General features: G+C 60.2%; 30 protein-coding genes. 21 read left to right on the plus strand and 9 right to left on the minus strand.

Annotated elements, in window-relative coordinates; all coding sequences use genetic code 11:
• Positions 1-199: 199 nt before the first annotated feature.
• From rplN to rplQ, 16 genes are all read left to right on the plus strand, one after another.
• On the plus strand, positions 200-568 hold the full coding sequence (gene rplN / locus AC2YI2_RS09860) for a 50S ribosomal protein L14 (RefSeq protein WP_201663652.1): 369 nt from the start codon (positions 200-202) through the stop codon (positions 566-568).
• 18 nt (positions 569-586) lie between these two features.
• Positions 587-898: a 50S ribosomal protein L24 gene (rplX, locus tag AC2YI2_RS09865; protein WP_487386284.1), complete on the plus strand. Its 312-nt coding sequence runs from the start codon at positions 587-589 to the stop codon at positions 896-898.
• Positions 891-1448, plus strand: coding sequence for a 50S ribosomal protein L5 (gene rplE / locus AC2YI2_RS09870; protein WP_487386285.1), 558 nt, complete (start codon positions 891-893; stop codon positions 1446-1448). The genes rplX and rplE overlap by 8 nt, the downstream gene beginning before the upstream one ends.
• Before the next feature lie 33 nt (positions 1449-1481).
• Entirely contained in the window at positions 1482-1787 is a 306-nt protein-coding gene (rpsN, locus tag AC2YI2_RS09875) for a 30S ribosomal protein S14 (protein ID WP_487386286.1), read from the plus strand.
• Positions 1788-1799: 12 nt separating this feature from the next.
• Positions 1800-2198, plus strand: a complete 399-nt coding sequence (gene rpsH, locus AC2YI2_RS09880) for a 30S ribosomal protein S8 (RefSeq protein WP_487386287.1) — start codon at positions 1800-1802, stop codon at positions 2196-2198.
• Positions 2199-2240: 42 nt separating this feature from the next.
• Positions 2241-2774 carry a 50S ribosomal protein L6 gene (rplF, locus tag AC2YI2_RS09885; RefSeq protein ID WP_487386288.1) on the plus strand — a complete coding sequence of 178 codons (534 nt, stop codon included), beginning with the start codon at positions 2241-2243 and terminating at the stop codon, positions 2772-2774.
• A 12-nt stretch (positions 2775-2786) separates the two neighbouring features.
• The gene (gene rplR / locus AC2YI2_RS09890) at positions 2787-3149 is read left to right on the plus strand and encodes a 50S ribosomal protein L18 (RefSeq protein WP_487386289.1); all 363 of its coding nucleotides are present in this window, start codon (positions 2787-2789) and stop codon (positions 3147-3149) included.
• Between the two features lie 143 nt (positions 3150-3292).
• Positions 3293-3871 carry a 30S ribosomal protein S5 gene (gene rpsE / locus AC2YI2_RS09895; protein ID WP_487386290.1) on the plus strand — a complete coding sequence of 193 codons (579 nt, stop codon included), beginning with the start codon at positions 3293-3295 and terminating at the stop codon, positions 3869-3871.
• A gap of 11 nt (positions 3872-3882) precedes the next feature.
• Positions 3883-4089 (plus strand): 50S ribosomal protein L30, encoded by a 207-nt coding sequence (gene rpmD / locus AC2YI2_RS09900; protein WP_487386291.1) that lies wholly within the window; start codon positions 3883-3885, stop codon positions 4087-4089.
• A 16-nt stretch (positions 4090-4105) separates the two neighbouring features.
• Entirely contained in the window at positions 4106-4588 is a 483-nt protein-coding gene (gene rplO / locus AC2YI2_RS09905; protein ID WP_487386292.1) for a 50S ribosomal protein L15, read from the plus strand.
• 223 nt (positions 4589-4811) lie between these two features.
• A complete protein-coding gene (secY, locus tag AC2YI2_RS09910; RefSeq protein WP_487386293.1) occupies positions 4812-6149 on the plus strand; it encodes a preprotein translocase subunit SecY in 1338 nt (445 codons plus the stop codon).
• Positions 6149-6805, plus strand: a complete 657-nt coding sequence (locus AC2YI2_RS09915) for an adenylate kinase (protein WP_487386294.1) — start codon at positions 6149-6151, stop codon at positions 6803-6805. Before secY ends, AC2YI2_RS09915 begins: the two co-directional genes overlap by 1 nt.
• Positions 6806-7037: 232 nt before the next feature.
• Complete coding sequence (rpsM, locus tag AC2YI2_RS09920; protein WP_487386295.1) at positions 7038-7406, plus strand: 30S ribosomal protein S13; 369 nt, start codon at positions 7038-7040, stop codon at positions 7404-7406.
• 191 nt (positions 7407-7597) lie between these two features.
• Positions 7598-7987 carry a 30S ribosomal protein S11 gene (gene rpsK / locus AC2YI2_RS09925; protein ID WP_487386296.1) on the plus strand — a complete coding sequence of 130 codons (390 nt, stop codon included), beginning with the start codon at positions 7598-7600 and terminating at the stop codon, positions 7985-7987.
• A gap of 85 nt (positions 7988-8072) precedes the next feature.
• Positions 8073-9083, plus strand: a complete 1011-nt coding sequence (locus tag AC2YI2_RS09930) for a DNA-directed RNA polymerase subunit alpha (RefSeq protein ID WP_487386297.1) — start codon at positions 8073-8075, stop codon at positions 9081-9083.
• Positions 9084-9200: 117 nt separating this feature from the next.
• Positions 9201-9623 carry a 50S ribosomal protein L17 gene (rplQ, locus tag AC2YI2_RS09935; RefSeq protein WP_487386298.1) on the plus strand — a complete coding sequence of 141 codons (423 nt, stop codon included), beginning with the start codon at positions 9201-9203 and terminating at the stop codon, positions 9621-9623.
• A gap of 125 nt (positions 9624-9748) precedes the next feature.
• On the opposite strand, the gene AC2YI2_RS09940 is transcribed toward rplQ, so the two are convergent.
• Positions 9749-10447, minus strand: a complete 699-nt coding sequence (locus AC2YI2_RS09940) for a hypothetical protein (RefSeq protein WP_487386299.1) — start codon at positions 10445-10447, stop codon at positions 9749-9751.
• A 62-nt stretch (positions 10448-10509) separates the two neighbouring features.
• Complete coding sequence (locus tag AC2YI2_RS09945) at positions 10510-11637, minus strand: S-(hydroxymethyl)glutathione dehydrogenase/class III alcohol dehydrogenase (RefSeq protein WP_487386300.1); 1128 nt, start codon at positions 11635-11637, stop codon at positions 10510-10512.
• A 200-nt stretch (positions 11638-11837) separates the two neighbouring features.
• Here AC2YI2_RS09945 and AC2YI2_RS09950 point away from each other — a divergent pair, with 200 nt between their 5' ends.
• Positions 11838-12719: a DMT family transporter gene (locus tag AC2YI2_RS09950; protein ID WP_487386301.1), complete on the plus strand. Its 882-nt coding sequence runs from the start codon at positions 11838-11840 to the stop codon at positions 12717-12719.
• Positions 12720-12724: 5 nt separating this feature from the next.
• On the opposite strand, the gene AC2YI2_RS09955 is transcribed toward AC2YI2_RS09950, so the two are convergent.
• The 3 genes from AC2YI2_RS09955 to AC2YI2_RS09965 are packed head-to-tail and all read right to left on the minus strand — an operon-like array spanning position 12725 to position 15503.
• On the minus strand, positions 12725-13990 hold the full coding sequence (locus tag AC2YI2_RS09955; protein WP_487386302.1) for a HAMP domain-containing sensor histidine kinase: 1266 nt from the start codon (positions 13988-13990) through the stop codon (positions 12725-12727).
• On the minus strand, positions 13987-14694 hold the full coding sequence (locus AC2YI2_RS09960; RefSeq protein WP_487386303.1) for a response regulator: 708 nt from the start codon (positions 14692-14694) through the stop codon (positions 13987-13989). The genes AC2YI2_RS09955 and AC2YI2_RS09960 overlap by 4 nt, the downstream gene beginning before the upstream one ends.
• Before the next feature lie 17 nt (positions 14695-14711).
• Complete coding sequence (locus tag AC2YI2_RS09965) at positions 14712-15503, minus strand: Spy/CpxP family protein refolding chaperone (protein WP_487386304.1); 792 nt, start codon at positions 15501-15503, stop codon at positions 14712-14714.
• Positions 15504-15569: 66 nt separating this feature from the next.
• On the opposite strand from AC2YI2_RS09965, the gene mgtE reads away from it, so the two are divergent.
• Positions 15570-16994 (plus strand): magnesium transporter, encoded by a 1425-nt coding sequence (gene mgtE, locus AC2YI2_RS09970; RefSeq protein WP_487386305.1) that lies wholly within the window; start codon positions 15570-15572, stop codon positions 16992-16994.
• A 79-nt stretch (positions 16995-17073) separates the two neighbouring features.
• Positions 17074-17460, plus strand: a complete 387-nt coding sequence (locus tag AC2YI2_RS09975) for a MerR family transcriptional regulator (RefSeq protein ID WP_487386306.1) — start codon at positions 17074-17076, stop codon at positions 17458-17460.
• A 1-nt stretch (position 17461) separates the two neighbouring features.
• On the opposite strand, the gene AC2YI2_RS09980 is transcribed toward AC2YI2_RS09975, so the two are convergent.
• From AC2YI2_RS09980 to AC2YI2_RS09990, 3 genes are read right to left on the minus strand one after another with little or no spacing between them, the layout of a single operon-like run.
• Positions 17462-17935, minus strand: coding sequence for a methyltransferase family protein (locus AC2YI2_RS09980; RefSeq protein ID WP_487386307.1), 474 nt, complete (start codon positions 17933-17935; stop codon positions 17462-17464).
• 16 nt (positions 17936-17951) lie between these two features.
• Positions 17952-18932, minus strand: a complete 981-nt coding sequence (locus AC2YI2_RS09985; RefSeq protein WP_487386308.1) for a heparan-alpha-glucosaminide N-acetyltransferase — start codon at positions 18930-18932, stop codon at positions 17952-17954.
• Between the two features lie 30 nt (positions 18933-18962).
• Complete coding sequence (locus tag AC2YI2_RS09990; protein ID WP_487386309.1) at positions 18963-19661, minus strand: DUF599 domain-containing protein; 699 nt, start codon at positions 19659-19661, stop codon at positions 18963-18965.
• A gap of 168 nt (positions 19662-19829) precedes the next feature.
• On the opposite strand from AC2YI2_RS09990, the gene AC2YI2_RS09995 reads away from it, so the two are divergent.
• Together AC2YI2_RS09995 and AC2YI2_RS10000 are read left to right on the plus strand one after the other, a co-directional pair.
• A complete protein-coding gene (locus AC2YI2_RS09995) occupies positions 19830-21227 on the plus strand; it encodes an L-serine ammonia-lyase (RefSeq protein WP_487386310.1) in 1398 nt (465 codons plus the stop codon).
• Positions 21228-21277: 50 nt separating this feature from the next.
• Positions 21278-21715, plus strand: coding sequence for a DUF1489 family protein (locus AC2YI2_RS10000; protein WP_487386311.1), 438 nt, complete (start codon positions 21278-21280; stop codon positions 21713-21715).
• A 27-nt stretch (positions 21716-21742) separates the two neighbouring features.
• On the opposite strand, the gene AC2YI2_RS10005 is transcribed toward AC2YI2_RS10000, so the two are convergent.
• A complete protein-coding gene (locus AC2YI2_RS10005; protein ID WP_487386312.1) occupies positions 21743-22003 on the minus strand; it encodes a hypothetical protein in 261 nt (86 codons plus the stop codon).
• Positions 22004-22039 lie beyond the last annotated feature (36 nt).

A 22039-nucleotide genomic window follows, 5' to 3' on the forward strand; every position in this document is an offset into this window, starting at 1 on the left:
GGCTTTTGTTTTCGGAGAGAGTTAGCCCGCCCGGAGCCATCCGGGCGTGAACTCTTTTTCAGGGCAGGGCTTGATTTTGGACGCGTTTCGTATATGACGCGCCCATTCCATTGAAAATTGGACTGACAAGCCGGACCAGGGGTTAGGGCGTCACGACGCTCTGTCCAACCAGCCGGTCATAACAAGAAGGCGACCTGACATGATTCAGATGCAAACAAACCTCGACGTTGCCGATAATTCCGGCGCGCGTCGTGTCATGTGCATCAAGGTGCTGGGCGGCTCCAAGCGTAAATACGCGTCGATCGGCGACGTCATCGTCGTCTCGATCAAGGAAGCCATCCCGCGCGGCCGTGTTAAGAAGGGCGATGTGATGAAGGCCGTGGTGGTTCGTACCGCCAAGGACATCCGCCGGCCCGACGGAAGCGTGATTCGCTTCGACAGCAACGCAGCCGTTCTCATCGACAACAAGAAAGAGCCAATCGGCACCCGTATCTTCGGACCGGTTCCGCGCGAACTTCGCGCCAAGAACCATATGAAGATCATCTCGCTGGCTCCTGAAGTTCTGTAATCGAGAGGAACGACTGAGATGCAGAAAATTCGCAAAGGCGACAAGGTCGTCATTCTCACCGGCAAGGACAAGGGTCGCTCCGGCGAAGTCCTCCAGGTCATGCCGAAGGAAGACCGCGCGGTTGTTCGCGGTATCAACGTTGTAAAGCGCCATCAGCGCCAGTCGGCCTCCCAGGAAGCCGGCATCATCACCAAGGAAGCCCCGATCCATCTGTCCAACATCGCGATCGCCGACCCCAAGGACGGCAAGCCGACCCGCGTCGGCTTCAAGATCGACGGCGACAAGAAGGTCCGCGTGGCCAAGCGTTCGGGAGCAACCATCGATGGCTGATACCAAGTACGAACCGCGGTTCAAGAAAGACTATACGGACCGCATCCGCAAGGCGATGCAGGAGCAGTTCTCCTACACCAACGAGATGATGATCCCCAGAATGGACAAGATCGTCATCAACATGGGTGTTGGTGAAGCGACCGGCGACTCCAAGAAGCCGAGCGTTGCTGCCGCCGATCTCGCGGCGATTGCCGGCCAGAAGCCTGTTATCACCAAGGCGCGCAACTCCATCGCGGGCTTCAAGGTTCGCGAGTTCATGCCGATCGGCGCGAAGGTCACGCTGCGCGGCGTCCGCATGTATGAATTCATGGATCGCCTGATCACGATCGCGCTGCCGCGCGTTCGCGACTTTCGCGGCCTGAATCCGAAGAGCTTTGATGGCCGTGGCAACTTTGCCATGGGTATCAAGGAGCACATCGTGTTCCCGGAAATCAACTACGACAAGGTTGATCAGATGTGGGGCATGGACATCATCGTTTGCACGACGGCCAACACCGACGACGAAGCGCGGGCTCTTCTGAAAGAGTTCAACTTCCCGTTCCGTGCCTGACCGTAACGACGAGCGTAGAAAAGGAACTAACTGATGGCGAAAACGAGCGCAGTTGAAAAGAACAAGCGCCGCCGCAAACTGGTTGCCCAACAGGCTGGCAAGCGTGCCAAGCTGAAGGCGATCATTCAGAGCCGCGATCTTCCGATCGAAGACCGGTTCAAGGCAACTCTGAAACTGGCTGAGATGCCGCGCAATGGCTCCAAGGTCCGCATTCGCAACCGTTGCGAAGTGACCGGTCGTCCGCGCGCCTTCTACCGGAAGCTCAAGATGTCCCGTATCGCTCTGCGCGAACTGGGTAATTTTGGGAAGATCCCCGGCATTGTGAAGTCAAGCTGGTAAGGAGGCGAACCCATGTCCATGACTGATCCATTGGGTGATATGCTCACCCGCATCCGCAACGGTGTCGCCCGCCGCAAGTCGTCTGTTTCGACTCCGGCTTCGAACCTGCGCGCCCGCGTCCTCGACGTGCTCCAGGCCGAAGGTTACATCCGCGGCTATTCCAAGACCGATTTCGAGAACGGCAAGTCCGAGCTCAATATCGAGTTGAAATATTACGAAGGCGCACCGGTGATCCGCAAGATCGACCGTGTGTCCAAGCCGGGCCGCCGGGTCTATGTCTCGGTCAAGTCCATTCCGCAGGTCGCGAACGGTCTCGGCATCACCATCCTTTCTACTCCGAAGGGTGTGATGGCCGATCACCAGGCTCGCGAACAGAACGTTGGTGGCGAACTTCTCTGCTCGATCTTCTGATCCGGCTGAGTTGTTTGCATAGCGAACAGACAGGTAAAGAATATGTCTCGTATCGGTAAAAAGCCCGTTCCGGTTCCTGCTGGTGTGACGGCGACCGTCTCCGGCCAGACCGTGACCATGAAGGGCCCGAAGGGCGAACTCAAGTTCGTCGTCAATGACGAAGTGCTCGTCAAGCTCGAAGATAACACCGTCGCCATTACCCCGGCGAACGACTCCAAGGATGCTCGTGCGAAGTGGGGCATGTCCCGCACCATGATCGAGAATCTGGTGAAGGGTGTTAAGGACGGCTATGAGCGGAAGCTTGAAATCAGTGGCGTCGGTTACCGCGCCGCGATGCAGGGCAAGAACCTGCAGCTTCAGCTCGGCTTCTCGCACGACGTCGTCTATCAGCCGCCGGAAGGCATCAGCATCGCTTGCCCCAAGCCGACGGAAATCACCGTCTCGGGCATCGACAAGCAGGTTGTCGGCCAGGTGGCAGCGGAGATCCGCGAATATCGCGGCCCCGAGCCCTACAAGGGCAAGGGTGTGAAATACGCCGGTGAGCGTATTGTCCGCAAAGAAGGCAAGAAGAAGTAAGGAAGCGGAAAAATGGCCAGCACAAAAGACTCCCAGGTGCGCCGCGCTAACCGCGTCCGCCGTCAGATCAAGGCGGTCGCCAATGGCCGCCCGCGTCTCAGCGTTCATCGTTCTTCCAAGAACATCTACGCTCAGATCATCGACGACACCGCCGGCAAGACGCTTGCCGCCGCTTCGACCCTCGATGTCGACCTCAAGAAGGGCCTCAAGACCGGCGCCGACACCGCTGCTGCTGCAGCCGTCGGCAAGCTTGTTGCCGAGCGCGCTGCCAAGGCTGGCGTGACGGAAGTGGTCTTCGACCGCGGTTCCTTCATCTATCACGGCCGCGTCAAGGCGCTTGCCGATGCTGCCCGCGAAGGCGGTCTGAGCTTCTGATTTGGCGGCCCGGAGAGATCCGGGCCTTCGATCCCCCGAGGCGGGATGCCTCACTCACCGGATCCTGACTGCCTCCTGAACGAGGCACCCGGGATCTATTTTTGTATGCCGATTGCACCCGGAAAAGAAAAAGGAAAAGGACAATGGCACAGGAAAAGAGAGGCTCGCGGGATGACCGTCAGAGCCGCGAAGAGCGCGACAGCGAATTTGTCGACAAGCTCGTCGCAATCAACCGCGTCGCGAAGGTCGTCAAGGGCGGCCGTCGTTTTGGTTTCGCAGCACTCGTCGTCGTCGGCGACCAGAAGGGCCGCGTCGGCTTTGGTCACGGCAAGGCTCGTGAAGTGCCGGAAGCAATCCGCAAGGCAACCGAATCTGCCAAGCGCGACCTGATTTTCGTACCGCTGCGCGATGGCCGTACGCTGCACCACGACGTTCCCGGCCGCCATGGCGCCGGCAAGGTTCTGCTGCGCTCGGCTCCGGCCGGTACCGGCATCATCGCCGGTGGCCCGATGCGCGCCGTCTTCGAAACGCTCGGCGTCCATGACGTCGTCGCCAAGTCGACCGGTTCGTCCAATCCCTACAACATGGTTCGCGCGACCTTCGATGCCTTGAAGAACCAGGTCCATCCGAAGGACATCGCGGCTCAGCGCGGCATCAAGTACGCCACGCTGCAGGCCCGTCGCGCCCAGTCCACCGGCGGCGCTGCCGCTGGCGAGGAATAAGGAGACGGATGATGGCGAAGAAAGCCGAAACCAAGAAGACCACCGTCACCGTTGAGCAGATCGGTTCGCCGATCCGCCGCCCGGCGCGTCAGGAACAGACCCTGATCGGCCTCGGCCTCAACAAGATGCACCGCGTCCGTACGCTCGAAGACACGCCGTCCGTGCGTGGCATGATCGCCAAGGTCAGCCACCTGGTTCGCGTCGTCGAAGACAAGTGAGCCGGGAGAGACGATCATGAAACTGAATGAGATCAAGGACAACGAAGGCGCGCTCAAGAGCCGCAAGCGTGTCGGCCGCGGCATCGGCTCCGGCACCGGCAAGACCGGTGGCCGCGGTGTCAAGGGTCAGAAGGCCCGTTCCGGCGTCGCGATCAACGGCTTCGAAGGCGGTCAGATGCCGATCTATCGTCGCCTGCCGAAGCGCGGCTTCAACAACATCTTCCGCGCCGACTATGTCGTCGTGTCGCTCGGTCGTATCCAGGCCGCTGTTGATGCCAAGAAGCTCGACGGCAAGCAGACTGTTGATGCTGCTGCCCTCAAGGCAGCCGGCGTGATCCGCCGCGTTAAGGACGGTGTTCGCATCCTCGCTGACGGCGAACTCAAGGCCAAGCTCACGATCGAAGTTGCCGGCGCTTCCAAGCCTGCTGTCGAGAAAATCGAGAAGGCCGGCGGCACTGTAAAGCTGCTGGCTGCCAAGGTCGAAGCGGCCGCCGAATAAGGCTGACAAATTGACGCCCGGTGCTTCACACCGGGCGTTTTCTCTCCTATATGAGGGCCTCACATCGGGCAGTCCGGGCATTTGCGGGCAACGGTGACGCGAAATCCAGGGTGAGGCCGGCGACGTTGTTCCTTGCTGCCTGCCCGATGATTTCTTTGACAATTCAGACTTGCCGTTCCGGTTACGGATTTTCTCCTCCGGCCTCGGTATTGCGGAGAAATTCATGGCTTCTGCTGCGGAACAACTTGCTTCCAACCTGAGCTTTTCGACCTTTGCCAAGGCTGAGGATCTCAAGAAGCGCCTCTGGTTCACACTCGGCGCTCTCCTCGTATACCGGCTCGGCACCTATATTCCGCTTCCCGGCATCGATCCGGCTGCCTTTGCCAATGCGTTCAAGACGCAGTCCGGCGGTATTCTCGGCATCTTCAACATGTTTTCCGGCGGCGCTGTCGAGCGCATGGCGATCTTCGCGCTTGGAATCATGCCCTATATCTCCGCTTCGATCATCGTGCAGCTGATGACCTCGGTCGTCCCTTCGCTCGAGAACCTCAAGAAGGAGGGCGAACAGGGCCGCAAGATCATCAACCAATATACCCGTTACGGCACCGTGATTCTCGGAGCGCTGCAGGCCTATGGTATTGCGGTCTCGATGGAGTCGGGGCAGGGGATCGTGACCGATCCAGGCTGGTTCTTCCGCGTTTCCACCGTCGTCACACTGCTCGGCGGCACGATGTTCCTGATGTGGCTCGGTGAGCAGATCACTTCGCGCGGCATCGGCAACGGTATTTCGCTGATCATCTTTGCCGGTATCGTTGCGGCTCTTCCGAGCGCGCTTGCCGGCACGCTGGAACTCGGTCGTACGGGTGCGCTCTCGACTGCCATCATTCTGGTGGTGATCGTGGTGGCAATTGTGGCGATCGCCACGATCGTCTTCTTCGAACGTGCCCAGCGCCGGCTGTTGATCCAGTATCCAAAACGGCAAGTGGGCATGAAGATGTTCCAGGGCGACACGTCGCACCTGCCGCTCAAGCTGAACACGTCGGGCGTCATCCCAGCGATCTTTGCCTCGTCACTGCTGCTTCTGCCGGCGACGATCGCAGGCTTCTCGGGCAATACGGGCCTTCCAGAATGGGCCTCGACCATCGTCGCCGCGCTTGGCCACGGCCAGCCGCTCTACATGCTGTTCTACGCGGGTCTGATCGGCTTCTTCGCCTTTTTCTATACGGCGATCGTCTTCAATCCGAAGGACACGGCCGATAATCTGAAGAAGCAGGGCGGATTCATCCCGGGCATTCGACCCGGTGAGCGGACGGCTGAATATATCGATTACGTGCTGACCCGTATCACTGTGGTCGGTGCGCTCTACCTCATTCTCGTCTGCATCCTTCCGGAGATTTTGATTTCCCAGACCGGTGTGCCGTTCTACCTTGGTGGTACGTCGCTTTTGATTGTTGTCAGCGTGACCCTTGATACTGTAGCACAGATTCAGGGGCATCTGATCGCAACCCAATATGAGGGTCTGATCAAGAAGTCGAAACTTCGGGGAGGAAAGAGGGGATAATGCGTTTGATCTTGTTGGGGCCGCCGGGCGCGGGGAAGGGCACCCAGGCCCAGCGGATTGTCGAGAAGCATGGCATTCCGCAGCTTTCGACCGGAGACATGCTGCGCGCAGCGGTCTCCGCCGGAACTGAGGTCGGCAAGCGTGCCAAAGCGGTCATGGATGCCGGCAATCTCGTATCCGACGAGATCGTGAATGCGATTGTCTCCGAGCGCATCGATCAGCCCGATTGCGTCAAGGGTTTCATTCTCGACGGCTATCCCCGCACGCTGGTGCAGGCGGACGCGGTGGGAGAGATGCTCAAGTCCAAGGGCACTGCGCTTGATGTCGTGATCGAACTGGAAGTCGATGACGCCGTGCTCGTCGATCGCATTTCCGGTCGCTACACCTGCGCCAAGTGCGGTACAGGTTACCATGACCGGAATCACAAGCCTAAGGTCGATGGAGTCTGCGACAAATGCGGCTCGACCGAGTTCAAGCGCCGGGCCGACGACAACGCCGAAACCGTCGCGACGCGTCTTCAGGACTATTACAAGAAGACCTCTCCGCTTATTGGCTACTATCACGCCAAAGGTCTGCTCAAGTCGGTTGACGGCATGGCGGATATGGACAATGTAACCGCTGAGATCGAGGCGATTCTCGCCAAGGTCAAAGGCTAAAAAACTTTCGGGCGCTCTGTTGCATTTTCAGGGCGATTCCGCTATTGACGCGCCAACTCGCGACATAACAGTCGATCGACGCGGCTTTCCCTTCGAAAGACGGGGAACCGGTTCGGTCGTTTTTGACGTGAAAGCGAACCGCTAGATTTGAAACTTGTGGCCGGGTCTTCCGGTCGCGCAACGAAGAAAAGCCGATTGCCGTGACGGCAACCGGATTGTGAAGGAGAACAGCGTGGCTCGTATCGCTGGTGTCAACATCCCGACTCAGAAGCGCGTTGTGATCGCGCTGACCTATATTCACGGGATCGGTCCTAAGTTTGCATCGGAAATCGTCGAGAAGGTTGGTATCCCGGCCGAGCGCCGCGTGCACCAGCTGACCGATGCCGAAGTACTGCAGATCCGTGAAACCATCGACCGTGACTATCAGGTCGAAGGCGACCTGCGTCGCGAGACTTCGATGAACATCAAGCGCCTGATGGACCTCGGCTGCTACCGCGGCCTGCGCCATCGCCGTTCGTTGCCGGTTCGTGGTCAGCGTACGCACACCAACGCCCGCACCCGCAAGGGTCCGGCGAAGGCGATTGCCGGCAAGAAGAAGTAGTTTCCGCGTCAGTCGGAAACACGAGAGGCCGGCGCTTTCCGCGCGGGCCTCTTTTCTCAGTTTCAGAGGCTCGCCTCTGATCGCATGCGGTCTCCCTGGGGAGGCCGAAATACAGGGTAGGGACTTTTCAATCCTTTCCCGGTGGAGCCGCTGGAATTACGGCGGTGTTGAGATCAACGAAAGGAATACATATGGCCAAGGAAGCCGCACGCGTCCGCCGTCGCGAACGCAAGAACATTTCGTCGGGTGTCGCTCACGTCAACTCGACCTTCAACAACACCATGATCACCATCACGGACGCACAGGGCAACACGATTGCCTGGTCCTCTGCCGGTGCCAAGAACTTCAAGGGTTCGCGCAAGTCCACGCCGTTCGCGGCGCAGGTTGCTGCTGAAGACGCCGCGAAGAAGGCCCAGGAACACGGCATGAAGTCGCTGGAAGTGGAAGTCTGCGGTCCGGGTTCCGGCCGTGAATCCGCACTCCGTGCGCTGCAGGCTGCGGGCTTCATGATCACCTCGATCCGTGACGTGACCCCGATCCCGCACAACGGCTGCCGTCCGCGCAAGAAGCGCCGCGTCTGATCATACCCGCTCACCGGCTTCGGCCGGTCTCCTCGACGTCGATTGCCACGATTGGATGGTGGCACGAATGGAAGGCAAAACACACATGATTCAGAAGAACTGGCAGGAACTCATCAAGCCGAACAAGGTCGAGTTCTCGTCTTCGAGCCGCATCAAGGCGACGCTGATCGCCGAGCCGCTCGAGCGGGGCTTTGGCCTCACCCTCGGCAATGCGCTCCGTCGTATTCTGCTCTCCTCGCTGCGCGGTGCTGCCGTGACGGCGGTGCAGATCGACGGCGTGCTGCACGAATTCTCCTCCATCCCCGGCGTCCGGGAAGATGTGACGGATATCGTGCTCAACATCAAGGAAATCGCCATCAAGATGGACGGCGATGATTCCAAGCGTATGGTCGTACGCAAGCAGGGCCCGGGCCAGGTGACCGCCGGCGACATTCAGACTGTCGGCGACATCGAGATCCTGAACCCGAACCATGTCATCTGCACCCTCGACGAGGGCGCGGAAATCCGCATGGAATTCACGGTCGCCAACGGCAAGGGCTATGTCCCGGCCGACCGCAACCGTTCGGAAGACGCGCCGATCGGCCTCATCCCGGTCGACAGCCTGTTCTCGCCGGTCAAGAAAGTGTCCTACAAGGTGGAAAACACCCGCGAAGGCCAGGTTCTCGACTACGACAAGCTGACGATGACCATCGAGACCGACGGTTCCGTTACGGGCGAAGATGCGGTGGCTTTCGCTGCTCGTATCCTTCAGGACCAGCTGTCCGTGTTCGTCAACTTCGACGAGCCGCAGAAGGAAACCGAAGAAGAGGCCATCACCGAGCTCGCCTTCAACCCGGCGCTGCTCAAGAAGGTGGACGAGCTCGAGCTTTCGGTCCGTTCGGCCAACTGCCTGAAGAACGACAACATCGTCTATATCGGCGACCTCATTCAGAAGACCGAGGCAGAAATGCTTCGTACGCCGAATTTCGGTCGCAAGTCGCTCAACGAGATCAAGGAAGTTCTCGCGTCCATGGGCCTCCATCTTGGTATGGAAGTTCCCGCCTGGCCGCCCGAGAACATCGAAGAACTCGCCAAGCGATACGAAGACCAATACTAACAATAGTAAAGGCAGGATGCTGCCTTTCCCCGTCAAACAGCAGATTTCTATCTGCATGTGCCAGGAAACGGCAGGCCCGACACAGTTAGGGTAACCTGCGATAAAAGGAGAATAGCAATGCGCCATGGTATGGTCGGCCGCAAGCTCAACAGAACCGCAAGCCATCGCAAGGCGATGTTTGCAAATATGGCAGCCTCGCTCATCGAACACGAGCAGATTGTCACCACTTTGCCGAAGGCAAAGGAAATCCGCCCGATCGTCGAAAAGCTCGTGACGCTCGGCAAGAAGGGCAGCCTTCATGCGCGTCGCCAGGCGATCTCGCAGATCGGCTCCGCCGAACTGGTTGCCAAGCTGTTCTCGGCAATCGCACCGCGCTACATCAACCGCAACGGTGGCTATATCCGCATCATGAAGGCCGGCTTCCGCCACGGCGACAACGCCCCGCTCGCCGTCGTCGAGTTCGTCGACCGCGACGTCTCGGCCAAGGGTGCCGCGGACCACGCACGCGTCGAAGCCGAGAAGGCTGCCGAAGCGGCTTGATCGATCAGGATCGAATGAATTGAAGAAGCCGGGTGATGAGCCCGGCTTTCTTGCGTTGTGTCATTGTCGCGCGTCATAGGCTCGTGCCATGATAAACAACGCGTCTCCTGGGACCGCTGGGTTACTCACACGCCGGGAGAGAGATCGTCGTCGCTCGAACGGCTGTTGCCGCTGCGAAACTGCTCCGCTACCGTTCCGTCCTTGCCCAAGGCGTTGTGGAGAGCAAATTCGAAAGCGAAATGCTGCTTCAGTCGCTCCAGCACATCGGGTGTCAATGACAGATCCATCTTCGGTGACACATTGGCGGTCTTCGTCTCGATCGGCTTGCCTGTTTTGTCGATGATATAGTCGAAGAAGGAATCGAGCGCCTCATAGGGAAAGAGCCGGTCGACGCCGATCGTCTCCTTCCCGCCCAGCGCCACCCAGGAGGGGGTCTTGATCCGCGCATGCTGCGGCTGTTCCGCGCCTGGCCGGCACACATCGCGGATGAAGTCATCAAAGCTCATATTGCCGGTGAAATTGACTGAGCGCGGATTGTCCGGCTTCTTCAACTCGTCGCGGGTCCGGTAGCGATACCAGCTTCCGAGCCAATCGACCGGTTCGCGCATGACGGCGGCAACCTCGTAGTCCGAACGGTCGAGCCCAGTCTGCGCCTCGATGAGCGGCGCCACGAATTTCATGAAACCGCGATAGGACATGTGCTTCAGTTCAGGCGGTTTGCTGACGGAGATCGACGCTTTCGGCGACAGCACCGCCTCCAGCGCTGTCGTACCTGTCTTGGGCTGGCTCAGGATCACCAGCCGGGCTTTGTGGAGGAAGATCATTCAACGTCCTGCCTGGAGGCGTATCGGAGGCGCCACCACACGGCGCGCCTCCGCCTGCATCATCAATAGACCACCACGCCGCGGACGCTCTCGCCGGAATGCATCAGCTCGAAACCCCTATTGATGTCTTCGAGCGGCATCGTATGGGTGATCATCGGATCGATCTGGATCTTGCCATCCATATACCAGTCGACGATCTTCGGCACGTCGGTGCGGCCGCGCGCGCCGCCGAAGGCGGTGCCCATCCAAGTGCGGCCGGTCACCAACTGGAACGGACGGGTGGAGATTTCCTGGCCAGCGCCGGCAACGCCGATGATGACCGACTTGCCCCAGCCGCGATGGCTGGCTTCGAGCGCCTGGCGCATGACCTTGGTATTGCCTGTGCAATCGAACGTGTAGTCGGCGCCGCCGATCTGGTCCGCACCGCGCTTGGTCATGTTGACGAGATGGGGAACAATATCGTCGCCGACTTCCTTCGGATTGACGAAGTGGGTCATGCCGAAGCGCTCGCCCCAAGCCTTCTTGTCATTGTTGATGTCGACGCCGATGATCATGTCGGCACCGGCGAGTCTGAGACCCTGGATGACGTTGAGGCCGATGCCTCCAAGGCCAAACACAATGGCCGTCGCGCCGATCTCCACCTTGGCGGTGTTGATCACGGCGCCGATGCCTGTTGTCACGCCGCAACCGATGTAGCAGATCTTGTCGAAGGGCGCGTCTTCGCGCACTTTGGCCACGGCGATCTCTGGCAGCACCGTGTAATTGGCGAAGGTCGAGCAGCCCATATAGTGGTGGATCTTGTCCTTGCCGATCGAGAAGCGGCTTGTGCCGTCGGGCATCAGGCCCTGGCCCTGGGTGGCGCGGATCGCGGTGCAGAGATTGGTCTTGCGTGACAGGCAGGACGGGCAGGAGCGGCATTCCGGCGTGTAAAGCGGAATGACATGGTCGCCCTTCTTGACCGAGGTCACGCCCGGGCCGACATCGACCACAATGCCAGCGCCTTCATGGCCGAGAATCGCCGGAAACAGGCCTTCCGGGTCAGCACCCGAGAGGGTGAAGTCGTCGGTATGGCAGATGCCGGTCGCCTTCACTTCGACCAGAACCTCGCCGGCGCGCGGGCCTTCCAACTGTACTGTCATGATTTCAAGCGGCTTGCCGGCCTGAACGGCCACGGCGGCGCGAACGTCCATAGTGTCTCTCCCTTTGTTCTAATGTCCCGAGTCTTCAATCACACTGGTCTATCACGGCGCAAGGGGCCAAATTATTTCACTTGCGACGGTGCGCTTCGGCTGCCGATTGCCTATCATTGCAGCCTTCGTCCTGTCGAATCGTATTCATGTCTTCATCCCCCATGACTGAACAACAAAGCCTTGTGAAAGGCCTCGCTCTCATGGCGTTTGCCATGATGATCCTGCCCTGCATGGATGGTATCGCCAAGTATCTCTCGACCGTGCAATCGATGTCGCCGGGGCAGGTGGCCTTCTACCGGTTTTTCTTCCAGCTGCTCCTCACGCTGCCGCTGCTCTTGACCGTGGAAGGCGCGAGCGCATTTCGTGCCAAGCGGCCCTGGATGAATTTGCTGCGTGGCGCGCTCCACGCCGCGGCGACGCTGCTGTTCTTTGCCGCAGTCAAATACATGCCGCTCGCCGACGTCTTCGCGATCTATTTCGTCGAGCCCTTCATGCTGGTGGCGCTGATGGCCATTTTCCTGAAGGAGAAGGTCGGATGGGGTCGGTGGGTCGCCATTGTCATCGGCTTTGGCGGAGCAATGATCGTGATCCAGCCAAGCTTCGAGATCTTTGGATTGACCTCGCTGCTGCCCGTGCTCTGCGCTTTCCTTTTTGCGATCTATCTCTTCATGAACCGCGCAATCGGCGATGCAGATCCGCCGCTCACAATGCAGACAATTTCGGGTCTCGGTGGCACCTTGTTCATGGGCATCGTGCTGATCGGCGGCGATACGGCAGGCATTCCGGATTTCGAAATGTCGCTGCCGCCCACCATATTCATTCTCGGGCTGCTGCTGATGCTCGGTGCGCTCTCGGCTTATGGGCACCTGCTCGTGCTCCGCGCTTTCCGGCTGGCGCCGATCTCGATCCTCGCGCCCTTCCAGTATTTCGAGATCATCTCGGCGACGATCCTGGGCTTCACCATTTTCGGCGAATTCCCGACACCCTCGAAATGGACCGGTATCGCCATCATCGTCGGCTCGGGCCTCTACGTCATCTGGCGTGAGCGGCGCTTGCAAATCCAGGAAGGTGGAGTCCCGTAAAGGCCTTAGACCGACTTCTTCTGAGGTTGAGTCAGCGGAAGCTCGACGGTGAAGCAGGCGCCGCCGGTATCGAGCGAACTGTACCACGCGCGGCCGCCGTGGAGACGAACGATTTCCGCGACCAGCGCCAGACCAAGCCCCCAGCCGCCCGCGGACTCGCTGCGGCCTGCGGGGCGATAGAAGGGCTCGAAGACGCGCGCGGCTTCTTCCGGCGTAATGCCGTCGCCCTGGTCGCAGACTGCGATGCGTGCCTGTCCCGCATGGGCGTTGACATAGACGGTGACGGGTGGCTTGCCGTGGCGGGCGGCATTCTGCACCAGATTGCGGATCACCCGGCGCAGCAGCCGCTCATTGCCCTGCACAGTCAGCGGCTCGCCGTCGACTTCGGCGCCGACGGCAGCCGCTTCTTCGGCTGCGACCGGCAGCAGGTCGACGAGCTGGTCGAGCTCCATCTTCTGGTCGCTGTCGAGACGGCTCTTGAGCAGGATTTCATCCACGAGTTCATCGAGTTCGGTGAGGTTCTGGACAATTTCCACGCGCAAGCTGTCGCTGGGGGAGGCTTCGAACATTTCCGCTGCCATGCGCAGCCGGGCGAGCGGTGACCGCAGTTCGTGGCTGGCATTGGCCAGCAGCGATTTCTGCGACTTGATGAGATGCTCGACACGGTCGGCGGCTTTGTTGAAGCTCCTTGCGACGAGCGCAATTTCGTCATGACCGCAAACCTCGACACGCGAGGAGAGGGCGCCTTCGCCCCAATTCTCGACGCCGTTACGAAGATCCTCGAGCCGGCGCGTCAGATAGCGCACCGCCGGCAAAGAGGCCACGCCGATGGCGATCGCGACGATCAGGATAGCGAGAAGGAATTTTCCCTTCGCTTCGCTGAAATGACTCTCCATGAAGACGCGCACCTGGCCGCCACCGGGCAGCGCGGCCTCGAACTCCCGCTTATGGCGTGGCCCGTTCTCGCCGAGATAGGCTTGGGTCGCCGCCTTTGTTGTGAGCGCCCCGGCGCCCTGAACATAATTTCCGGCCTTGTCGAAGATCGCCACATCGGCGTTGAGGCCATGGGCCAGGCGCTCCAGCATGTCCTGGCGCTGTTCTGTGGTCATGTCGGAACTGAGCAGCGCACTCGCGAAGCGATCAAGTTTGCCGGTGAAACCGTGATCCTCGTCGTCGGCGAGCATCGCGAACGTGCCGAGCGACATCGCGACGAGCAGCAGCCCACAGAGCACCGTCAGATACATCTTGATATAGAGACGGCTGCGGATCATTGGCTGGAATCGTCCTGGTTGCGGGCGAAGATATAGCCCGAACCTCGCAGGGTGATGATCCGGCGCGGATGCTTGGGATCGGTTTCGATCGCCGCGCGGATACGGGAAATATGAACGTCGATGGAACGATCGAAGGCCTCGAGTTCTTCGCCCTTGGTCAGTTCCATCAGGCGTTCGCGGGACAGTACGCGGCCGGCATTCTCCGCCATGGTAAGGAGCAGGGCGAACTGGTAGCCGGTGAGGGGCCGTTCGCCGCCGTCGAGGCGGGCGCAGCGCTGACCGCGATCGATCTCAAGGCGCCCGAAGCGCAGCACGTCATTGGGGGAAATGGCGGCCGAACCCTGGGTACGCCTCAAGATCGCCTTCAGCCGCGCGGCTAGCTCACGCGGGCTGAAGGGTTTCGGAAGATAGTCATCCGCGCCGAGTTCCAGTCCCACGATCCGATCGGTTTCCTCGCCCTTGGCGGTGAGCATGAGGATCGGGAGACTAGAGCTGGCGCGGATACGGCGGCATATTTCGAATCCGTCGTGATCAGGGAGCATCACGTCCAGAATAACAGCATCGGGCGCCTTACGGGTGATCTCCTGGAGGCCGGAGAGGCCCGTGGCCGCGCTGCGGGTCGAAAAGCCAGCCGATCTGAGATAGTCAGAGAGCATGGCGGCGAGACGTGTGTCGTCGTCTATGATCAGCACTTCCGCCGCCATGCTTTCTCCCATCTACCTTACCAGCGACCGTGAGGCCCGAATTCCTTCATTTCCTCGACCAGCTTCTTGCGCTGATCGGGAGTGAGGATTTCTGCCGCATCGGCCACCGCTTTGGCAATGGCCTTCGACCGCTCTTCGAACTGGGCCATCTGTTTGGCGCGCAGAGCCTCGATCGCGTTACGGTCGATGGTGGGAGCTTCAATCAACTTGATAATTTCGTCGCGCATGGCTTTCCGTGCCTCCCCGTCCGGACGAACTTCGTCAAACGTCGTGGTGACGATCGATTTGACCTTGGACTTCTGGTCGTCAGATGCGCCGGCGTCGGTGAGCATCTGGTCGAGGCGATATTCCATGAAGCCGCGCATGAACTTGTGGCGGCCACCCCAGTCGTCGCCCTTGGCGAATGCGTATGCGCCTGCTCCGGCAACCACAGCGACTGCAACCGTACCGATGAGAAACTTGCGGCTCCAGCCGGGTTTTTCCGGAGGGAGGATTTCCATTTCTGGCTGTCTGATGTCTTCACTCATGAGCCTGTTCCTTCCTGCGTTGAATGACTTTCGATGACCAGAAGATAGCGCGGCTCTGTTTCCCCCTGATGTGGCTGGTGTAAAGTAATGTAAAGGCGCCGGCGGCTTCCGCGACGTTGCGGAAAGGCCATGCAGGCATTTGATTTTGCTGAATTTAATATTGCCGAGGGCTTTTGAAGCACGGGTCGTGTTTTTTGTTGGACCGCGCTCGGAAATTCGTCTAGCACCAAGTCGGCCAGAAAATCCGGCCGGAAAGAGAAATCGCTCATGTAACAATGCCATAGGCGGCCAAACCGCACATGCGGACGGCCGAACGGGCAAGAACTTCAGGACTAGGGGGGCTCGGCTATGAACGATAGCTTCGAAGAACTCGACACAGCCCCGGAGCCTGAAGACAAGGCCGAGCACGCGGACATCTATACCGAGGATGGCGCGGTGCGTGGCGATTTCCTGGCCATGGTCGGCGCGGCCATCGCCGACCGCGACGTTCTCTGGCTTCGCCGCAATGTCGGCAATCTGCACATTTCCGAACTGGGTGACGTGCTCGAGGCAATCATGCCCGAGCAGCGCAATGCGCTCGTCAACCTGCTCGGCGAAGACTTTGACCTCGCGGCGCTCACCGAAGTCGACGAGGCGATCCGTCTCGAGATCGTCGACCAAATGTCCAACGAGGCGATCGCGGCGGCATTGACCGATCTCGATTCCGACGACGCCGTCTACATTCTCGAAGACCTCGACCAGGAGGATCGCGAAGAGATCCTGGCGCAGCTGCCCTTCACGGAGCGGGTCCGGCTTCGTCGTGCTCTCGACTATCCCGAAAGCTCGGCCGGCCGGCGCATGCGGTCGGAATTCGTGGCCGTGCCGCCATTCTGGTCGGTCGGACAGTGCATCGACTATATGCGCGAGGAGCAAGAGCTCCCGGAAAGCTTTACCGAAATCTTTGTCATCGACCCGACCTTCAAGCTTATGGGCGTCGTCGATCTCGACAAGATCCTGCGCACCAAGCGCGCGGTCAAGGTCGAGGACATCATGCGGGAGACCAATCATCCCATCCCCGCCGAGATGGATCAGGAAGAGGCGGCGCAGCTGTTCGAACAGTACGACCTTCTCTCCGCCGCCGTCGTTGATGAGAACGGCCGCTTGGTCGGCGTGCTCACCATCGACGACGTCGTCGACGTCATCCATGAAGAAGCGGATGAGGATATAAAGCGCCTCGCCGGTGTCGGCGACGAAGAACTGTCAGATAATGTCATGTCGACCGTCCGGTCGCGCTTCCTCTGGCTCTTCATCAATCTCGGCACCGCCTTCCTGTCGTCGACCGTCATCGGCTTCTTCGATGCGACGATCCAGGAGATGGTGGCCCTTGCCGTGCTGATGCCGATCGTCGCCTCGATGGGCGGCAATGCCGGCACACAGACCATGACGGTGACCGTGCGCGCTCTCGCCACCCGCGAGCTCGACATTTACAATGCCGGCCGCATCGTTCGCCGTGAACTCGGCGTCGGTTCGACCAACGGGCTGATCTTTGCCTGTCTCCTGGGCATCGTCGTGACGATCATTTTCCATGACTGGCATCTCGGCGTCGTCATTGCGCTCGCGCTTTTCGTGAATTTCATGATGGCGGCACTGGCGGGCAATCTGGTGCCGATGCTGCTCAACCGCTTCGGAGTGGATCCAGCCGTTGCGTCATCGGTCTTCGTGACGATGATGACCGACTTGACGGGTTTCTTCGGTTTTCTTGGCCTGGCGACGCTGTGGTTCGGGCTAAGATAGGACGACAGTCACAAATTTGACTTTTACGTAAGAATTTCTAGGCTAACTGATTTGCTATCCAGATAGCCGGAGTGCCGCCGTGACCAAGCTCTACAGCATCACCGAGATGACCCGCGAATTCGACATCTCGACGCGCACCCTCCGATTCTACGAGGACGAGGGGCTGATCCACCCCGAGCGGCGGGGCCGGACGCGTCTCTACCGCACAGCGGACCGGCATCTGATCGCACAGATCCTGCGCGGCCGCCGCATCGGCTTCACCATCGCCGAGATCCGCGAGATCATCCAGGTCTACAATGAGCCGCCGGGCGAGGTCGGGCAGCTCAAGCTGTTGATGAAGAAGGTCGAGGAAAGGCGCGACAGCTTGCGCCAGAAGCGCAAGGACATCGACGAGACGATTGGCGAGCTGGATTCGATCGAGGAAGCCTGTCTCAACCGCATGGCTGAGATCGGCGTGACGACCTGAGTCAAAGCCAGGCGCGCGTGCGCCGGCAATAGCATTCGAATTCGAAGCCGAAACGGGCGAGGAGATGCTTTTCCTCGCTGCGGATGATCCAGGCATGGGTGATGATCGCCGTGAATGCCGCGATGATCGCCATCCAGAAATTGCCGAGAAAGAGGCCGGCGCCGAGCATGGCCAGCGTATAGCCGAGATAGACCGGATTGCGCGTGAAGCGGTAGGGACCTGACGTTACCAGATGCGTCGTCGGAGAGCTCGAAAGTAGCGCGGTGCGGTAGCGGAGAAGCTTGGCATAACCCCAGCCGACGAGCCAGATGCCAGCGGCGGCGCTCAGGATACCGACTGTCTGCAGCAGCATGAACCAACCTGATTCGATCTCCAGGGGATTGACCCTGTGGAGGACCAGAGCCAGCAGGACGGCAACCAGATACACAACAGGCGTCCAGGGGAATTTCAGCGGTTTCACGCGATAGGCATTCATCAGTCAATTTCCATTCTCATCCAGGGCCGGCGGAGGCCTCGGCGGTGCATTGGCTTCTGATCTTATCGATTTCCCCACGATAGGCTTCCGGCATTGTGCCAGACTGAAGCGGGGCGAGCAGTTCCTGCCCCTCCAGTCCCTTCAGCGCGCAATCGCAATAGCGCTTGCAGAATGCCTCGTTCGCATCCGGCAGGCATGTCGCAACACAACTCCGGATGAAAGCATCCGGATGGCCGGGCGCCGGATAGGCTAGAGAAACCCCGTAGAGAATCGAGATCAGGACGGGCTGGTGCACGAGATAGAAGACGAGACTGTGACGACCAAGAAAGGCGAGGGCCGATTTGAGGCGCCCAAGTGGCTTTTCCCCAGATTCAAATTGTCGCAGGTAGCTAACTACGAAGGGAAGTCGGGCCACGGCGATGCCCGAAAGCACGGCGGCAAGCCAGGGCAGGAGAGGCACGTAATCAAAGCTCTGTCGTGGCTGGGTCGAAAGTCCGATCCACCAAAACCACGGCTCGTTGAAGGCATCGGAGCGAAGGAATTGCGGCGCGACGAAGACAGCGATGGCCACTACGAACGTCGCAGGCCAGGGGATGCGAAGGAAGATCAAGCCAATGAGGCTTGCCGCGGCAATGGCATGAAGAATGCCGAAATGGATGAGCCCCTGTGGGATAGCAAAATAGCTCGCCACGGTCACGAGAAGGGCTGCTCCGACGATGATGATCCAGCGTTTCCAGAAGCCTTGCCAGCGAATCCGGTCGCCATGTGCCAGAACCAGCGAGAAGCCGACGAGGAAGAGGAAGGTCGAGGCGATCACCCGGGCGTAGATCCGCGGCCAGCCGGTCGAGGGAAAGCCGGGTTCGAGATAGCCGAAGGTCGTGAGGTCCCACATGAAGTGGTAGCTCGCCATCGCCAGCAACGCCAAGCCGCGCGCTATGTCGAGCCAGGCGAGGCGCCGGCGGGCGCGGGGCTTTTCGGATTCCGTCTGTTCCGTCATCGGCGGCTCCACCGCGAATGCGGCATCAGGTCAGGGCTGCTCTTCGATGTCCGTGAGAATCGCCTCGCGCGCCTCCGAAAAGAACTGGCGGCGGACAAGGACGAAGAACACGAAGACGGTCATCGCCATAAAGACATATGCGTTCACAAACCAGCCCAGATAGCCGATCGACAGGAAAATCGCCCGAAGCCCCGCATTGAAATGCTTGGCAGCAATGATGTTGAGCTTGATGACGCGATCGGCAGCCCTGACCGCGTGTTCGGGATCCTTCAGCGCCTCACCATGCATCGGCAGGCCACCGAACAGAATCGAGCAGTAATTGAACAGGCGGTAGGACCAGCCGAACTTGAAGAAGGAATAGGCGAATATCACGGCGAGGCCGCCGACCTTGAGCTCAAACCCCTGGCGACCGCCCTGCAGCATAATCGGCAGGTCCTTGAAGATCGCTTCAACCTGATCCGTTGCGCCGAGCAGCGCAAAGCAACCGCCCAGGGCGAAGATCGAGGTCGAAGCAAAGAAGCCCGTGCCGTTCTGCAATCCCGCCATGATCTGGGTGTCGATCATCTTCAGGTCGCGGGTCATCGAATTGCGAATCCAGCGCGCGCGGTGGATCGCCATCGCGCGTGTGATGCTCACATAGGACGACGTCCGGTCGACACTGGTCAGCCAGTTGAACAGGGCCCAGGTGGCGATGAAGAAGGCGAGGGCAAAGTAATCGGTATGCGTCATGCCATTACCCATCCAGCGATTCGTCACTATATGAAAGGGCGCGGCTCCCAAGCGCAGCATCAATGTCGCGAGCGTACCAGCGCGTGGCGGAAAGTCCACCGCGCGGCGACGCGCGAATTGTCATAACATGTGCCTGCAATTCATTGCGCGGCGACGAGGCGGTCATCCATGTTCCTTTCGGTGTTCGACGTTTTCAAGATTGGTATCGGGCCCTCCAGTTCGCATACGATGGGACCGATGACGGCGGCCAACGCCTTCCTCGCGCTGATCCTGTCGCCTGACTGGCCGCGGCCGTCGGGCGCACGCGTGGCGTCCATCAAGGTCAGCCTGCACGGTTCGCTCGCCTATACCGGCATCGGTCACGGTTCCGACCGCGCCGTGATTCTCGGGCTGACCGGCGAGACTGCGGAAAGTGTCGATCCCGATCGGATGGAGGAAATTGTCACCGCCGTCGAGAAGTCCGGCCGAATCCATCCGCCCGGCCATCCGGAATATGACTTCCAGCCAAAGACCGACCTTGCGCTAGACAAGAAAACGCCTCTGACGGGCCACGCCAACGGCATGCTGTTTTCGGCCTTCGACGCGGCCGGACGGCTGCTGCTTCGCCAGATCTACTATTCGATCGGCGGCGGCTTCGTCGTGACCGACACGGAGCTGGAGAAGATGCGATCGGCGAAGAAGGCGGAGAGCCAGAAGGTTCCTTATCCATTCGCCAGTGCCAAGCAGATGCTCGACATGGCGCACCGCTCGGGTCTTTCGATCGCGCAGATGAAGCGGGCGAACGAAGAATCGACGATGTCGCGCGAGGAGCTGGACGCCAAGCTCGACCGCATCTGGGATGCGATGCGCAGCTGCATCGATCGTGGCCTTGCGGTCGACGGCATCATGCCGGGCGGCCTCAAGGTGCGCAGGCGCGCCCGCCAGATCCATGACAAGTTGCAGGAGGAGTGGCGCTCGAACAGGCCGAACCCGCTGCTCGCCAATGACTGGTTGTCGGTCTATGCCATGGCGGTCAACGAGGAGAATGCCGGCGGCGGCCGCATCGTGACCGCGCCGACCAATGGTGCGGCGGGTGTGATACCGGCGACGATCCGCTACTACGAGCATTTCCATGAGGACTGGGACCAGAACGGTATCCGCGACTATCTGCTGACCGCGGCTGCCGTCGGCGGCATCATCAAGCACAATGCCTCGATTTCGGGCGCCGAAGTCGGCTGTCAGGGCGAAGTCGGCTCGGCTTCGGCGATGGCCGCGGCCGGTCTCGCTGCAGTCATGGGCGGCACGCCGGAGCAGATCGAGAATGCGGCGGAAATCGCACTGGAGCATCATCTCGGCATGACCTGCGACCCGATCGCCGGCCTCGTTCAGGTGCCCTGCATCGAGCGCAACGCGCTCGGCGCGGTCAAAGCGGTCACGGCTGCATCGCTCGCCATGAAGGGCGACGGCCAGCATTTCGTGCCGCTGGACGCCTGCATCGAGACGATGCGCCAGACCGGCAACGACATGAGCGAGAAATACAAGGAAACATCGACCGGCGGTCTCGCCGTCAATGTCGTCGAGTGTTGATATCGGCCAAATCCGGTTGACGGCCCAGCGCCGTTGGCCGAAGAAAGGTCATGGCACTGCATCTCATCAAACTCTGCGTCGGCTGCGAATCGATCGACGACCTGCGTGAATGGGTCACCGAGCGCTCGCTGATTGCGATTGCGTCGGGGCAAGAGCCGCACTCCTCGCATGTCACCCGTATGTCGCCGAAGCGGGCGCGCGAACTGCTCGATGGCGGGTCTCTCTACTGGGTGATCAAGGGACAGCTCTCGGCGCGGCAGCCGCTGCTCGACATTGTCGAGTTCACCGACACGGATGGTATCGGCCGCTGCCGGCTCGTATTGGGACCTGAGGTCATCGAGACCATGCCGCAGCCCAAGAGGCCGTTCCAGGGATGGCGCTATCTCGAAGCGAAGGATGCGCCGCGAGATCTGTTCGAGCGGGGGCAGTCTGAGATGGATATGCCGGCGGAACTCAAGCGGGAACTGGCCGAACTCGGTTTGCTGTAGGCGCGGCCGACCCGGTCGAATTCTGGATCAGCGCAAGCGGAGCCGGATCGGGTGCGCGCCTTTCGGCGTGATCACATGGAGGTGCAGTTGCACTTCCGGCTGGCTTGCGCGCCAGGCGCGGGCGCCGTGGCCAAGCAGCATCGCGACGAGATCGCGGGTCTTGGTCTGAGAGCGGCTCAGGCCCATGCCGGCCAGTTTGAGGGCGGCTTCATGAAGCGGGTGCAGGCCGGTGGTCTTGGCCGGGCTGCCCTGGTTTGCGGTTTCCGAAACGTTGCCGTTCTTGGCCATAGTCGTCCTCGTACAATCTACAAATCGAGGCTACGG

Source organism: Rhizobium sp. SRI_017, assembly GCF_057586295.1.